Source organism: Microtetraspora niveoalba, from assembly GCF_001570405.1.
Classification (GTDB): Bacteria; Actinomycetota; Actinomycetes; order Streptosporangiales; family Streptosporangiaceae; genus Microtetraspora; species Microtetraspora niveoalba.
In genome coordinates this window covers 11,353-26,789 of the sequence record NZ_BBYM01000015.1, presented here as the reverse complement: position 1 = coordinate 26,789, position 15,437 = coordinate 11,353, and the positions used below count along the sequence as shown (strand labels likewise).

At 74.2% G+C, this 15,437-nt stretch carries 11 protein-coding genes; 9 read left to right on the top strand and 2 right to left on the bottom strand.

Annotated features, from left to right (window positions below):
- The first annotated feature begins 76 nt into the window (after positions 1-76).
- Both AWQ70_RS15065 and AWQ70_RS15060 read left to right on the top strand, forming a co-directional pair.
- Positions 77-1,507 (top strand): M20/M25/M40 family metallo-hydrolase, encoded by a 1,431-nt coding sequence (locus AWQ70_RS15065; protein WP_067176013.1) that lies wholly within the window; start codon positions 77-79, stop codon positions 1,505-1,507.
- 124 nt (positions 1,508-1,631) lie between these two features.
- Positions 1,632-2,429, top strand: a complete 798-nt coding sequence (locus AWQ70_RS15060) for an IclR family transcriptional regulator (protein ID WP_067176010.1) — start codon at positions 1,632-1,634, stop codon at positions 2,427-2,429.
- A gap of 151 nt (positions 2,430-2,580) precedes the next feature.
- On the opposite strand, the gene AWQ70_RS15055 is transcribed toward AWQ70_RS15060, so the two are convergent.
- Both AWQ70_RS15055 and AWQ70_RS15050 read right to left on the bottom strand, forming a co-directional pair.
- Positions 2,581-4,794, bottom strand: coding sequence for a cytochrome P450/oxidoreductase (locus tag AWQ70_RS15055; protein WP_157530084.1), 2,214 nt, complete (start codon positions 4,792-4,794; stop codon positions 2,581-2,583).
- A gap of 249 nt (positions 4,795-5,043) precedes the next feature.
- Complete coding sequence (locus tag AWQ70_RS15050) at positions 5,044-6,126, bottom strand: NAD(P)-dependent alcohol dehydrogenase (RefSeq protein ID WP_067176003.1); 1,083 nt, start codon at positions 6,124-6,126, stop codon at positions 5,044-5,046.
- 76 nt (positions 6,127-6,202) lie between these two features.
- Here AWQ70_RS15050 and AWQ70_RS15045 point away from each other — a divergent pair, with 76 nt between their 5' ends.
- The 7 genes from AWQ70_RS15045 to AWQ70_RS15015 all read left to right on the top strand — a co-directional run bounded on the left by AWQ70_RS15045 (position 6,203) and on the right by AWQ70_RS15015 (position 15,418).
- Positions 6,203-7,669: an aldehyde dehydrogenase family protein gene (locus AWQ70_RS15045; protein WP_067176001.1), complete on the top strand. Its 1,467-nt coding sequence runs from the start codon at positions 6,203-6,205 to the stop codon at positions 7,667-7,669.
- Between the two features lie 245 nt (positions 7,670-7,914).
- Positions 7,915-8,943, top strand: coding sequence for a zinc-binding dehydrogenase (locus AWQ70_RS15040; RefSeq protein ID WP_067175998.1), 1,029 nt, complete (start codon positions 7,915-7,917; stop codon positions 8,941-8,943).
- Positions 8,940-10,364, top strand: a complete 1,425-nt coding sequence (locus AWQ70_RS15035; protein ID WP_218004534.1) for an amidohydrolase family protein — start codon at positions 8,940-8,942, stop codon at positions 10,362-10,364. The genes AWQ70_RS15040 and AWQ70_RS15035 overlap by 4 nt, the downstream gene beginning before the upstream one ends.
- 147 nt (positions 10,365-10,511) lie before the next feature.
- Positions 10,512-11,609, top strand: coding sequence for a BMP family ABC transporter substrate-binding protein (locus tag AWQ70_RS15030; RefSeq protein ID WP_067175996.1), 1,098 nt, complete (start codon positions 10,512-10,514; stop codon positions 11,607-11,609).
- 1 nt (position 11,610) lies between these two features.
- Positions 11,611-13,332 (top strand): ABC transporter ATP-binding protein, encoded by a 1,722-nt coding sequence (locus tag AWQ70_RS15025; RefSeq protein ID WP_067175994.1) that lies wholly within the window; start codon positions 11,611-11,613, stop codon positions 13,330-13,332.
- The gene (locus tag AWQ70_RS15020) at positions 13,329-14,507 is read left to right on the top strand and encodes an ABC transporter permease (protein ID WP_218004533.1); all 1,179 of its coding nucleotides are present in this window, start codon (positions 13,329-13,331) and stop codon (positions 14,505-14,507) included. The genes AWQ70_RS15025 and AWQ70_RS15020 overlap by 4 nt, the downstream gene beginning before the upstream one ends.
- Positions 14,504-15,418: an ABC transporter permease gene (locus AWQ70_RS15015; protein WP_067175991.1), complete on the top strand. Its 915-nt coding sequence runs from the start codon at positions 14,504-14,506 to the stop codon at positions 15,416-15,418. Before AWQ70_RS15020 ends, AWQ70_RS15015 begins: the two co-directional genes overlap by 4 nt.
- Positions 15,419-15,437: the final 19 nt, after the last annotated feature.

Here is a 15,437-nt window from a genome sequence, read left to right as displayed (position 1 = left end):
TTGAATGGAGTTAACATCAGTGCGATGAGGGGCGCCGGCCCCGATCGCGGAGCCCGAGCGGAGATCTGGAGAGCCCGTGACGACCGACCCCCTGGAACGCCTGCGGATCGCCGCGTACGGCGCGATCGACGGCGACCGGATCGTGGAGGCGGTGCGGCTGCTCGCGGCGGGCCCGAGCCCGCGCGGAGCCGAGCGCGCCACCGCCGCCCGGCTCCTGGAGTGGGCCCGCCCGCTGTGGCCCACGATCTCCTGGCGCCGCGACGAGATCGGGGCCGCCGGGGCCAACCTCGTCGCCACCTCGCACATCCCGGCCCGGCACCCCCTCGACCAGCTCGACCAGCACGACCAGCACGGACAGGACGGCCGGGCGTCCGGCGCGTCCGGGCGACGCGACGCCCACGCGCGGCGCCTGAGCGCGGCGGACGCGGGGGAGCTGCTCCTGTACTCCCACCTGGACACCTCGCTGCCCGGCGACCCGGAGCGGGACCGGTGGGCGACGGGGATCGCGACTCCGCCCGCTCCTCTGACGGTGGACCGGGAGGCGGGCACGCTCGCCGGGTTCGGCCTCGGCGTCGCGCGCGGCCCCGCGGCCGCCGCGCTCGCCGGGTACACGGCGGCCGTGACGGCGCTCCGGGACGCGGGCCTCCCCCACCGGGTCACGCTGCTGCTGGCCGGCGGCGGCACGCACGCCTCCCCGTTCGCCGCGACGCCGGAGTCCGACGCGCCCGTGGGCGTCGAGGAGCACCTCCGCGCGGGCCCGCGCCCGCGTGCGGCCGTCGTCGCCAAGTGCGGCCCGCCCGGGATCCTGCACGAGGAGCCCGGGGCGGCGTTCGTCCGGGTCCGGCTCGGCACGGCGTACCGGCCGGTGCTCGCCAGGGACGCCGCGCCGCCGGCCGGGGGGCTCATCGCCCACCTCGGCGAGGTGTTCGGCCTCCTGGAGCGGTGGCGGGAGCGGCACGTCGCCGCCCGCGCCGGGACCGGGGGCCAGATCGCGGCCGAGGCCGGGATCGGCGCTGTGCGCGGCGGCATGGCGGCCAAGCCGGACCTGCTGCCCGGCGTCGTCGAGCTGCATCTTTACCTGGTCACCGTGCCGGGGGACGACGTCGCGGGCATCGCGGACGACATCCGGACGGCCCTCGAAACCGGGCTGCGCGGCGGCCCGCTGGAGGACTGCGCGCTGTCGGTCGAGGCGCGGGAGGCCCATCCCGCCGGCGTCACGCCGCCGGACGCGGCCGTGGTGCGGCACGCCGCCGCCGCCTGGACGCGCGAGCACGGGGCCGCGCCTCCGCCGGTGACCGGGTGGAAGGGGTCGACCGACGGCGTGGTGCTGCGCGGCCACGGCGTCCCCACGGTCCGGGTCGGCCCCGCCGTACGGGCGGACCCGGCCGACCCCCGGAGAGATGTCCTCGATCTGGACACTCTGCTGAGATTCGCCCGGATTTATAGCGTCATCGTCTTGCGCCATGCCCTTTACGGCGAATCAGCCATCGAAGCGTCTCACTCCTGAGAAGATCGTCATCGCCGGACAGCTCCGTCCATGCCCGGGAATGCGTTTCGTGCCCCACGACGACGTCTCGGCACTCGGAACGCGAGCGTGCCCCGGGCCACCGCCCCGACACGAAGGAAGAACAATGGGTGACGAGACCACGCCCGCCCCTCCCGGTGCGGGGGCCGAGCGGGCTGCCCCGGCGATCCAGACCGTCCAGCGCGCCGCGCTGATCCTCAGCGCGTTCACGGTCAGCCGTCCCCAGCTCAGCCTCAACGAGCTGACCGCCAGCCTGGGCACCAGCAAGGCGACCGCGCACCGGTACACGAAGGCGCTGCGCGAGAGCAACCTGCTGCGCTACGACGAGCGTGAGGCGCTGTACTCGCTGGGCCCGCAGATCCTGACGTTGTCGGCCGCGGCGCGGGCCGGGATGCCGGTCATCGGCATCGCCGGGCCGTACATGCAGCGCCTGGTGCGCGAGATCGACGAGACCGTGGTGCTGAGCGTCTGGGACGGCGACAGCGCGGTCGTGGTGCGGGTGGACGACAACACCGACCGCATCATCCGGGTCAGCGTCCGCACCGGCACCCGGCTGTCGCGCACCGAGTCGGCACAGGGGCGGGTCTTCTGCGCGTTCCTGCCGGAGGGCGAGGTGCCGGGGTTGGCCGCGGAACTGGAGGCGTCCCCCGAGCTGCGCCGCGAGCTGGAGCGGATCCGCGAGGAGATGATCTCCGCCAACACCCCGTCCGTGAACGGCGTGCGCACCATCGCCGCGCCGGTCTTCCGGGACCGGATCCCGATCGCGACGATGGCGGTCGTGGCGACCACGGACTCGGTGCCGCCGGGCAGCGGCTCCCCCGCCGCCGAGGCGCTCAAGCGCGTCACCGCCCAGATCACCGCCGAGCTGGGCAGGGAGGGCCACCTCCCGGACGGCGCGGCCTGACGGAGGCCCGCGCCGCCGGACGGGAGGCCGCGGCCTCCGCGCCCGGGCCCTCGCCTGTTCGACGCCGCTCCCCCGCCGTGCTTCGGCGGCGAGACGTCCGCCGCCTACCGGCGAGGACCCCGGCCTGGAAGGATCGTCCGGCCTCCGGCCGTCACAGGTCCAGCACGAGCTTCGGCGAGGCCGATCGGCCGACGCAGATCATCATGGTGCGGCCGGACTCCCGCTCCTCGGGCGTGAGCAGCGAGTCCCGGTGCTCGGGGGTTCCGGCGAGCACCCGCGTCTCGCAGGCGCCGCAGTACCCCTTCTCGCAGTCGTAGGAGAGGCCGGGGACGGCCTCGCGCACCGCCTCGATGAGGCGCTGGTCCTCCCTGACCCGCACCGTGCGGCCGCTGCGCGCGAGATGGACGTCGAAGGCGGTGTTGCCCGCCGGGTCGAACGCCACCTCCAGGTCGTCGCCCGCGGCGAACCGCTCGATGTGCAGCCGGTCGCCGAGGCCGCGGCGGGCGCAGGCCCGCTCGACCGCCTCGATCATCCCGGCCGGGCCGCAGCAGTAGATCGCGGTGCCCGGCCCGGCCGAGGCGAGGATCGCGTCGAGGTCGGGCAGCCCGCACTCGTCCTGGGGCAGCAGCGTGACGCGCTCCCCCGCGTGCTCGGCCAGCTCGTCCCCGAACGCCATCGACGCGCGGGACCTGCCGCCGTAGACCGCGCGCAGGGCCGCCCCGTCGCGGGCGGCGGCCCGGACCATGGCGAGGATCGGGGTGACCCCGATGCCCCCGGCGAGGAACAGGTAGTCCTCCGCCGGCACGAGCGGGAAGTGGTTGCGCGGCCACTTCACGGTGAGGGTCGCCCCGGCCCGGGCCAGGTCGTGCAGCTCGGCCGAGCCGCCGCGCCCGCCGTCCTCGCGGAGGACGGCCACCCGGTACGACGCGCGGTCGCCCGGGTCGCCGCACAGGGAGTACTGGCGGATGCGGCCCGAGGGGAGCCGGAACTCCAGGTGCGCGCCGGGCGCCCAGACGGGCAGCTCCGCGCCGTCCGCGGCGGCCATCGTCAACGCCAGCACGCCGTCGGCGACGGTGCGCGCCTCGGTGACGACGACGTCGAACGGCGCCGCCTGCTGGAAGGCCGCGGGGACGGCCCCTGAGGACGGCGCGCCCCGGCGGGCGCCGGGTGTGAAGACGGCGGGGATGGCGTCCCAGCCGGACTGGTTGCCCCTGGTGGGGTAGGCGACCAGGCCCTCCTCCAGCACCCGGAAGTCGGGCAGCCGGGTGAGGACCTGGGTGATCATCTCCCGGAACATCGCGCGGGCGAGGTGGGCCCCGGCGCAGCGGTGCGTGCCGATGCCGAAGCTGAGGTGCCGGGTGGCGTCCCGGTCGAGGCGGATCTCGTCCGGATCGGGGAAGACGGCCGGGTCGTGGTTGGCCGCCACCCACGGGATCAGCACACGCTCGCCCGCGCGCACCGGGCAGCCGCCGATCTCGGTGTCGCCCAGGGCCGTACGGGCCATCGACTGGGAGGGGGCGAACGCGCGCAGGAACTCCTCGGTGGCCGTCTCCAGCAGGTCGGGCGACTCGATGAGCCTGCGGCGCTGGTCGGGGTTCCTGCTCAGGTGCACGAGCACGGAGCCGGTCAGCGACGTGGTGGTGTCCACGCCTCCGGCGATGAGCAGGCCGATCACGGAGACCAGCTCGTCCTCGCCGAACGGCTCGCCGTCCGCGCGCCGCCGCCCGGCCAGGAAGCTCACCGCGTCGTCCGCGGGCTCCTCGCGGCGGAGCCGTACCAGCTCGCGGATGCGCCGCTCCATGTGGGCGAGGCCCTCGGCGCCGCGGCGGGCGCGGTCGCTGTCGGCGGGGGCGGCGAAGATGTCGTGGATGGGACCGGCCAGCGGGGCCCAGTCCTCCTCCGGGAAGCCGAGCCAGTCGAGGGTGACCGCGGCGGGCAGCGGGTTGGTCAGGTCGCGCACGAAGTCGGCCGAGCCCAGCTCGACGAACTCGTCCACGATCCGCGTCGCGTGCCGGGCGATCATGGGCCGGAGCCGTTCGACGGCGTCGGGGGTGAGCAGCGGGTTGATCAGGTCCCGGTACGCGGTGGACTCCGGGGGGTCCAGCTCGATCGGGAACTGCTCGAGGCCGGGTCCGCTCGGGATCACGATCGCGACGCGGTCCGGGCCCGCGGCGGCCCGCGAGGAGGAGAAGCTCCCGTCGTCGCGGGCGACGCGGACGACGTCGGCGTAGCGGGTCGTGTAGACGTAGCCGCCGTGGGCCTCCGTCCGCCCGACCGGGCAGGCGTCGCGGAAGGAGGCGTAGTAGGCGACCGGATCCTCCGTGCAGAGGGCGGAGTGGTGGTCGAAGTCAACGTGTCGGGTCATGGTGCACAGGCCCCACATACATGGACGACGCGCGGTGTTTCCCAGCCGCGCCACTGGGTGTCTGCGGTCCCGCGAGTCTAACGGCGCTCACAACGCGAGACAATGTCTCGTGAAACGCGACAAGTACGCGAGAAGTCGTACACGCGCGGGTTCACGAACGGGACGCCCGGCCGGGCGTCCCCCTGGCGGGGAGCCCGGCCGTGCGACGTCCCGGGACGGCGGGCACGGCCCGCCCCGGTCGCCGGGACGTCAGAATGTCAGGACGGCCTTGGCGACCTCGCCCGCGCGCACGGCGGCGACGGCCTCGTTGATCTTCTCGAACGGGAACGCTGTCATCATCCGGTCCACCGGGAACCGTCCGGCCGCGTGCAGGTCGAGCAGCTTCGGCAGGAAGACCTGCGGCACGCTGCTCCCGGCGATGATCCCGGTGACGGTCCGGCCGTTCAGCACGCTGCGCCAGTCGAAGCTCATCTCGGCGCTCGGCCCGACGCCGATCACGCCGCACGTGCCGAGAGGCCCGAGGGCCTCGACGGCCGTGCGCAGGACGTCCTGCCGCCCCGTGGTGTCGATGACGTGGTCGAACCCGTGCGGCGCGATCTCGCGGAGCGCGGCGGCCGGGTCGCCCGCGGCCGAGTGGACGACGTGCGTCGCGCCGTAGGAGCGGGCCGCCTCCAGCTTGGCCGCGTTCACGTCGACGGCCGCGACGACGCCGCAGCCGCTGACGGACGCGGCGATGATCGCGGCGACGCCGACCGCGCCCGCGCCGAAGACCGCGATCGAGGATCCGCCCCGCGGGCGCAGCACGTTGAACACGCCGCCCGCCCCGGTCTGGAAGCCGCAGCCGAAGGGGCCGGCGACGACCGGGTCCACGCCGTCGCCGATCGGGACGACGGCCCGTTCCGGCACCACCGCGTGGGTCGCGAAGGACGACTGGCCGAGGAAGTGCCCGTTGATCGGGACGCCGTCGAGGGACAGCGCCGACGAGCCGTCGGGACGCCGGCCGCTGAAGTTGACCGCGTCGAACCGGTGGCAGTAGGCGGGAGAGCCGGTACGGCACGTCGGGCAGGCCCCGCACGAGGTGAAGCTCATCGCCACCCGGTCTCCCGGTGCCACCGAGGCGACCTGCGCGCCCACCCGCTCGACCACGCCCGCCCCCTCGTGGCCGAGGACGGCCGGGGTGGGGAAGAACGTGGCGAACTCCAGGTCGGTGCCGCAGATGCCGGTGCCGCTCAGCCGTACGAGCACCTCGTCGGGGCGGGGCTCGCCGAGATCCACCTCTCGGAGGGCGAACGGGCCGCCCGCCGTCTCCAGAACCGCTGCGGTGACGCGCACGGAACCTCCTCAGGCTTTTTCATAAAACGAGATGGCATCTTGACATGCAGAATATTGGGGGTCAAGGATTCCGTGCATGGCCGAACTCCCGATCCCTCCCGCCCAGCAGTTGGTCGACGGCGAGTGGGCGCCCGCCCGCGACAGGGGCGAGCTTCCCGTCACGGATCCCGCGACCGGACAGACGATCCAGGCGGTGGCCCGCGCCGGACGCGCGGACGTCGACGACGCCGTGGCCGCCGCCCGCCGGGCGTTCCCCGCCTGGGCCGCCACCTCGCCGTCCGAGCGCGGCGCGCTGCTGCGCCGCTGGGCCGAGCTCATCGGGCGGCACGTCGAGGAACTGGCCGCCCACGAGGCCCGCGACGTCGGAAAGCCGCTGTCCGGCGGCCGGATGAACGTGTACATCGCACAGGGCATCGTCGACTACTTCGCCGGCGCGGCCGACAAGCTCACCGGGGTCACCCTGCCCACCCGCTCCCCCGGCTACCTCGGCTACACCGTCCAGGAGCCGTACGGCGTCTGCGCCGTGGTGATCCCGTGGAACGTTCCCTCCGTGCTCACGGCGGCCAACGTCGCGCCCGCGCTGGCGGCCGGCAACACCGTGGTGCTCAAGCCGTCCGAGGTGGCGCCGCTCGCGCCGCTCGCCCTGGCCGAGCTGGCCAGGCGCGCCGGGTTCCCGCCCGGCGTGCTGAACGTCCTGACCGGCGACGGAGCCGCCGGGGCCGCGCTCACCGCGCACCCGGAGGTGGACCACATCAGCTTCGTCGGCTCGACCGCCACCGGCCGCGCGATCATGCGGGCCGCGGCGGAGAACCTGGTGCCGGTCAAGCTGGAGCTGGGCGGCAAGTCGCCCAACGTGCTCTTCGCCGACGCCGACATGGACGTGGCGATCCCCGCGATCGTCGGATCCATCACCGAGAACGCCGGACAGAACTGCTACGCCGGGTCCCGGCTGCTGGTCGAGGCGTCGGTCAAGGACGAGGTCGTCGAGCGGATCGCCGCCGCGATGCGGGCCGTACGGCTCGGCCCCTGGGACGCGGACCCGGACATGGGACCGCTGGTCAGCGAGGCGCAGTACCGCAGGGTGCTGGGCTTCCTGGAGGAGGCACCGCGCGAGGGCGCCCGCCTGGTGACCGGCGGCGGCCCCGCCGGAGAGCGGTCAGGGGTGCGGCCGGACGGCTGGTTCGTCGAGCCCACGGTCTTCGACGACGTCGATCCCGGCTCCCGGCTGTACCGGGAGGAGGTCTTCGGCCCCGTACTGGCGGTGCAGGCGTTCTCGGGCACCCGGCAGGCCGTCGAGATGATGAACGACACCGACTTCGGGCTGCTGGCGTGCGTCTGGACGAACGACGTGTCCCGCGCGCTGCGGCTGGCCGGGGAGGTGCGCTCGGGCCAGGTGTCGGTGAACCAGTTCGCCGACGCCGGGGTCATCGGCTTCCCGTTCAACATGCAGAAGGACAGCGGCTTCAGCCGGGGCGGCGGCCACGGCGCCATGCGGGAGTACACGCAGGAGAAGGCGGTCGCGATCCGCCTGCTGGACCGCTGACGCGCAGGCGGGGCCACCGTCCGGTCGGGCGGTGCGCAACCCGCAGTGTGTAACCCGCGGGGACCGGCTCCGACATGCGTGTATCCGCGCCGCTCCGGCGCGGATAACAAGCGCGTGACGCGGGGCCCGAGATGCCGCCGAGGCATTGACACGCTACCGGAGCGGTAGCAGAGTACGTCGCATTGCGAGCCACCGAATCACAATGCGAGATGGCATCAACTTTCGCGATCCGTCGGAGGGTAAGCGTGCGAGCACTGGTCCAGACGGCCTTCGGAGGCCCCGAGGCGGTGGCCGTCCAGCGGATCCCCGACCCGGAACCCGGCCCGCGCGAGGTGGTGGTCGAGGTCGCCGCCTGCGCGCTCAACCGCCTGGACCTGCTCCAGCGGCGCGGCCCGGGAATGCTCCCCGGCTTCAGCCTCCCGCACATCGCCGGCATGGACATCGCCGGGCGGGTGGCGGCGACCGGCGCGGCCGTCACGTCGCGGTCCGTCGGCGACCGGGTGGTGATCGACCCGACCGTCGGCTGCGGCTCCTGCCCGTACTGCGCGGCCGGGGAGCGGGGACACTGCTCCTCGCTGCGGGTCATCGGGGGCAACTCCCCCGGAGGGTACGCCGAGTTCGTCGCCGTCCCGGCCGAGCTGGCCCATCCGGTGCCCGCCCACGTCACCCTCGACGAGGCGGCCGCGCTGCCCACCCCGTGGAGCACCGCCTGGCACGCGACGTACCGGGTGGGCGAGGTCGGCGCGGGCGACTGCGTGGTCGTGCAGGCGGCGGCCGGCTCGGTCAGCATCGCCGCGATCCAGCTCGCCAAGCGGGCCGGGGCCCGCGTCGTCGCGGTGGCCAGCACCGACGAGAAGCTCGCCGTCGCCGCCGGTCTCGGCGCCGACCTGCTGCTGCGCGGAGACGCGCCGATCGCCGGGCCGGTCCGCGAGTTCACCGGCGGGCGCGGCGCGGACGTGGTGCTCGACCACGTCGGCGCCGCCACCTGGCGCAGCTCGCTCGACTGCCTGCGCGTCGGGGGACGCATGGTGATGTTCGGCAACACCACCGGGGACGAGGTGTCGTTCTCGCTGGCGAACGTCTACCACCGCGGCCTGCGGCTGCTCGGCGCGGGCGCGTACGCGGCGGACGACTTCCCCCTGATGCTGGAGTCGTACTTCTCCGGCGGGCTGCGCACCGTCGTCGCCGCCGAATGCGGGCTGGAGGACCTGCGCGGCGGCTTCGGCCTCGACGACTCCCGGGCGCTCGTCGGCCGGGTCCTGGTGCGGCCGTGACGCCGCCCGCCGGCCCGCCCGCGGCGCCCGCCGACCTGCTCGTCGTCGGCGGCGACGTGGTGACGATGGCCCCGGGACGCGAGGTGGTCGCCGGCGCGGCCGTCGCCGTGACCGGCGGCCGGATCGCCGCGATCGGCGCGCCCGCCGAGCTGCGGGCCCGCTTCCCCGGCAGCCCCGAGCTGGACGCCCGGGAGTGCGTGGTCATCCCCGGGATGGTCAACGCGCACCAGCACACCACCGCCGACCCCCTGGTACGCAGCACGATCCCGGACGACATCTCCTCCCAGGAGGCGATCTTCGGGTGGATCGTCCCGCTCCACGATCAGGTCACCGGCGACGACGACGAGCTGTCGGCCGCGCTCACGGCCGCCGAGTCGCTGCTGCGCGGCGTCACCACGCTGCTCGACCCGGGCACCGTCGCCCACCCGCTGCGGGTCGCGGCCGGCCTCGCCTCGGCCGGCGTCCGTGCGAGGGTCGGCCGGTGGGGGTGGGACGTGCCGGGCGCCGCCCACGCGCTGCCCGCCGCCGAGACCCTCGCCCTGCAGGAGGAGACCGTACGCGCGCTGCCGGCCGGCGGCCCCGTCACCAGCTGGGTCACGCTCGTCGGGCACGACATGGCGAGCGACGAGCTGTTCACCGGCGCCGCCGAGCTGGCCGAGCGGCTCGACGTGGGCCTCACCTGGCACGTCTCCCCCAGCGCCGCCGACACCCGGGCGTACGCGGAGCGGGCGGGCACCTCGCCCGTGCTGCACTTCCGGCGGCTCGGCGTGCTCGGCCCCCGGCTGCTGCTCGGCCACGCCGTCTGGCTGGACGACGCGGAGCTCGACGCCGTCGTCGAGACGGGCACGGCCGTGGCCTCGTGTCCGGGGGCGTACCTGCGGCTCGGCCAGGGGTACGGCCGGGCCGGGCGGCACGCCGAGCTGGCCCGGCGGGGCGGCAGGCTCGCCCTCGGCTGCGACTCGCACAACGCGGGCGACGTGCCCGACGTGCTCGGCGCGGCGCGGCTGCTCGCCGCGCTGGAGCGCGACCGGGACGAGACGCCCGTCCTGCGCGCCGACCAGGCCTTCGCGCTGGCGACGATCGACGGCGCGCGGGCGGCCGGCCTCGGGAGCCTCGTCGGCTCGATCGAGGTGGGCAAGGCCGCCGACCTGGTGGTGATGGACACCCGAGACCTGTCGTGGACGCCCAGGGGCGACCTGGCCACGCACCTGGTGTGGGGCGCTCCGACCCACACGGTCCGCGACGTGCTGGTGGACGGCAGGGTCGTCGTCCGCGACGGCCGGCTCACCACGATCGACACGGACGCGCTGCGCCGGGAGGCCGCCGAGCGGTCGGCCGCGCTGCTGCGCCGTGCGGGTCTCGACGTACCGAGCCGCTGGCCTGTGGTCCCGGCCGACGCGTACGGCCGAAGACCGTCCTGACCCTCCCCCCGGAACCCCGAACCCCCACCCCCGACCACTCCGAATCCCCCTGGACTCCCCGCAGGTCACTGCCCGGAACCCACGACCCCGACAACCCCTTCAGCGAACTCCAGAAGATCGAGCCCCCAGAAGATCGAGAGGATCGTTATGGCCGGAAACTACCGAGCGGGCAAGGCCGCCGGTGCGATGATCGCCTGCTTCGGCGCGATCGCCCTGGCCGGCTGCGCGAGCAACGACGCGACCGCGGTCAAGGCTCCGGCCGCGGCCGGAGACAGTACGGCGGGCGGCGGCGCGCAGGCCGGCCAGCCGGACGTCAACGGCGACGGCAAGGTCGTCATCGGGGTGCTCAGCCCCGGAGACATCAACGACGGCGGCTACTACCAGAGCTTCGTGGACACGGCGGAGAAGTTCGCCACCTCCCAGGGCTGGACCCTGATCAAGCGCGGCAACGTCAACACCAGCGACGCGCTCAACGCCGCGCGGGCGCTCTGCCAGCAGAAGGTGGACATGATCGCGCTGGGCGCCTCGGAGCTGAGGGACGCGATCCCCGCCTCCGAGGAGCCGGTCTGCGGCAAGACCGCCTGGTACGTGCCGTCCTCCGACAACATCCCGCAGACGCCCAAGATCATGCTCTCGGTGGACGACGCCAACCAGAGCCTGCTGGCCGCCGGGTACGCCGCCGGTCTGCTGCTGCAGGAGCGCGGCGACAAGAAGGCCGGGTTCATCACCGGCCCCGAGGTGGACTTCACCCAGTCCGCCGTCCGGGCGTACCGGGCGGGCATCCGCCTCGTGATCCCCGACGCGACCGTGGTGACCACCTTCACCGGCGACCTGAACGACTCGGCCAAGGCCAAGGAGGCGATGCAGGCGCAGATCAGCCAGGGCGTCAAGGTGGTGTACCCGTACCTCGGGGGCGCCACGAACGCCGCCACCGAGCTGGCCAACTCCGCGGACGTGTACACCCTCACGCCCGGCACCGACCAGTGCGCCTCCACCAAGCCGAAGTTCGACGTGTCGGTGATGTTCAGCCCCGGCGACTACTTCGCCTCGGCGCTGGAGGGCTTCGCCGCCGGCAAGCTGGAGATGGGCGTCAAGAAGGTCTGGCAGCTCGGCGTCGACCCCTACCCCACGGTGAAGCTGTGCGGCGACAAGCCGGAGATCACCAAGAAGCTCGACGCGTTCATGGCGGACGTCGGCGCCAAGAAGTTCGACCCGGCGGCCGAGGTCAAGAGGCTCGGATCCTGACATGAGGACCGTTGACGAGCGGGCGAGGGAGCTGACCCCGCCATCGACACCCGCTCTGCGGCTGCGGGGCATCAGCAAGCGCTACGGCCCGGTCGTCGCCTCCGACGACGTGGATCTCGACGTCGAGCACGGCGAGATCCACGGGCTGCTCGGAGAGAACGGCGCGGGCAAGTCGACGCTGATGAAGATCCTCCTCGGGCTGGTCCAGCGCGACTCCGGGACGATCATGCGTGGAGACACGCCCGTGGACGTGCACAACCCGCAGGCCGCCGTGGCGCTGGGCATCGGCATGGTGCACCAGCACTTCAGCCTGATCGACGCGCTGACCGTCTGGGAGAACGTGATCCTCGGCGACACCGGGCGGATCGACCGCGCGGCGGCGTGCCGACAGGTGGAGGAGGTGTCCCGCCGGTACGGCCTGCCGATCGACCCGGCGGCCCGCGTGGACCGGCTCTCCGCCGGGGAGCGGCAGCGGGTCGAGCTGATCAAGTGCCTGCGCCGGGACCCGTCGGTGCTCATCCTCGACGAGCCGACCTCGGTGCTCACCCAGGCCGAGTCCGCGGAGCTGTTCACCGTCCTGCGCCACGTCGTACGCGCCGAGAACCGCGCGGTGATCCTGATCAGCCACAAGCTGGCGGAGATCACCGCGGCCACCGACCGGGTGACCGTGCTGCGCAAGGGGAGGGTGGTCTTCCACAGCGCGACCCGCGACACCACGCCGCCCGAGCTGGCCCGCTGGATGGTCGGCCGGGACGTGTCGCTGCGCGCCGAGGGGGCCGCGCTCGGGATGTTGCCCGTGGACGGCGCGCCCCCGGCCGGAACCGCTCCCGCGGAGACCGCGTCCCCCGGAACCCCGCCCTCGGAGGACACGCCCCCGACCGAACCTCCCGCCGAGCCTCCCGCCGAGCCGGCGGCCGCACCCGCGCCCCCGGCCGTAGCCGCGGCACCCGGCGTCCCGTCCGGCGGCGCCGCGACCGAGATCGTGCCGGCCCTGCGGCTGAGCGGGCTGACCGTGACGACCGACGGCGTGACCGTCCTGTCCGACCTCAGCCTGGACGTCGCCCCCGGCGAGATCGTCGGCCTGTACGGCGTCGAGGGCAACGGCCAGTCCACCCTCGGCGACCTGCTCTCCGGCCTCCTCCTCCCTGCCTCCGGCACGGTCGAGCTGGCGGGGCGTCCCGTCGAGCTGGAGCGCCCGGGGGCGCTGCACCGGGCCGGGCTCGGCATCATCCCCGAGGACCGGCACAGCTCCGGCGTCGTGCTCGACATGAGCGTCGCCGAGAACCTGGTGATGAAGTCCGTCGGCGACGTCAGCGGGCGCGGCTTCGTCAGCCGCAGGAAGATGCACGCCGTCGCCCGGCGCCTGGCCGCCGAGTTCAACATCGTCGCCCCGTCCCTGGACGCCCCGGTGCGCAGCCTGTCCGGGGGCAACCAGCAGCGGGTCGTCCTCGCCCGCGAGTTGTCGGCCGGGCCGTGCGTGCTCGTCGCCGCGCAGCCCACCCACGGGCTCGACGTCGGCGCCATCGAGGACATGTACCGGCGGCTGCGCGAGGCGGCGTCGGGAGGCGTCGCGGTGTTGCTGATATCCACGGAACTGGAGGAGGTCATGGCTCTGGCGTCCCGGATCGCGGTCATCTCCTCGGGCCGGATCACCGGCGTCCTGCCCACCGCCGAGGCCACCGCCGAGCGGCTCGGCATGCTGGTGGGAGGGGTGGCCGCGTGACCGCCACCTCGCCCGGCGCCCCGTCGGGGACCGGCCGCCGCCTGCTCGGCCTGCTGGCCCCCCGCACGTACGGCTGGCAGACCCCGGCGGCGACCGCGGTCGCCGTGCTGGCGGCGCTCGCCCTGTCGTCCGCCCTCATCGCGGTCACCGGGGGCTCGCCGTCGGCGTCGGTCCAGGCCCTGTACCAGGGCAGCATGGCCGACTGGACGGCGTGGACCTCGACGCTGCTCTACACGGCGCCGCTGCTGCTCGTCGCGGTCGGCGCGTGCGTCAGCGCCCGCTCCGGCCTGTTCAACATCGGCCAGGAAGGCCAGGTGCTCATCGGCGCGCTCGCCGCCGCCTGGGTCGGCCTGCGCCTGGCGATCACCGGTCCCGCGCTGCTCGTGCTCATGCTGCTGGCCGCCGCGCTGGCGGCGGGCGCGTGGGCCGGTCTCAGCTCGCTGATGCACCGGCTGCGCGGGGTCAACGTCGTGGTCAGCACCATGCTGATGACCTTCGTCGCCCAGCAGGTCGTCGCGTACGCGGTGAACATGCCGTGGCTGCTGCAGGAGTCGCGGGTCGGCAACGCGCCGGTCTCCCCGCAGTCGAACCCGATGCCCCCCTCCGGGCTGCTCGGCTCGTTCGGCGAGTATCCCGGCCTGCAGGTCAACGGCGGCCTGATCCTCGCGGTGGGCGCCGCCGTGCTCGTCGCGGTGGCGATCACGCGCACCCCCTGGGGGTTCAGGCTGACGATGCTCGGCCGCAACCCCCTCGCCGCCAAGCACGCCGGCGTACGCGTCAACGCGCTGGGCGGGGCCGCCCTGGCGATCTCCGGCGCGCTGGCCGGTCTGGCCGGGGCGGTGCTGCTGGCCAGCCCGGTCGGCGTGAACCGGCTGCAGCCGGGCATGGCGATGAACATCGGCTGGGACGGCCTGCTGGTCGCCCTCGTCGCGCGGAACCGGCCGCTGGCCGCCGTTCCGGTGGCGCTGCTGTTCGGCGTGCTGCGCTCCGGCGGCGGCTTCCTGGCCGCTACCGGGGTGCCGTCGTTCCTGGTGGACGTGGTCAAGGCGCTGCTGGTGCTCGCCTTCGTCGCGCCGCCCGTGGTCGTCGCCCTGGCCAGGCGGCGCCGTTCCGGAGGCCGTACGGCGGGACCCCGCCAGGAGGCCGCGCCCGTCGCAGAGGAGGCCATCGCGTGAGCGCCGCCGACGACATCTCGACGATCCTGTCCAGCGGGATCAGGCTCGCCGTGCCGCTGGCCCTCGCCGCCTGCGGCGAGTACCTCGCCGAACGGGCCGGGACGATGAACATCTCCCTCGAGGCCATGATGCTGGGCGCGGCGTTCGGCTCGGTCGCCACCGCCTCGGCCACCGGCAGCGCGACCGCCGGCCTCGTGGCGGGCGTGCTGATCGGGCTGGTGATCGGGTTCGTGCACGGCAACCTGGCCCATCGCCTGGAGATCAACACGTTCGTGGTCGGCCTGGTGCTCAACGCCCTCATGCTGGGCCTGACCAGCTACCTGATCACGATCAGCTCCTTCGACTCCCACCAGGTGGCGCAGGTGAGCGTCCCCTGGCTGCGGGACATCCCCCTGATCGGCCATCCGCTGTTCGTCGAACGGTGGCCGGTCTACCTGCTGATCCTCGTCATCCCGCTGACCTGGTGGCTGGTGGAGCGCAGCAGGTGGGGGCTCGAACTGCGGGCCGTCGGCGAGCAGCCGCAGGCGGCGGACGTCACCGGCATCCGCGTCAACCTGCGCCGCCGCCAGGCGCTGCTGTGGTGCGGCGCGCTCGCCGGCCTGGGCGGCGCCTACCTGGCCGTCGGCGAGGTCGGATCGTTCAACCAGAACATGACGGCCGGGCGCGGCTACATCGTCATCGCCGCGGTGATCTTCGGCGCGTGGCGGCTGGGCCGCACCCTGCTCGGCTGCGCGCTGTTCGGGCTCGCCGACGCCATGCGCCTCGCGCTGCCCGCGCTGGGCCTGACGCTGAACTCGCAGCTCCTGGTGGTCGCGCCGTACCTGCTCGCGCTGCTCGCGATGCTGGTCTTCGCGACCGGGAACCGAGAACCGAAGGCGCTCGGGCAGCCCTTCGAACGGGGCTCCACATAGCCCCCGAGGCCACACCTTC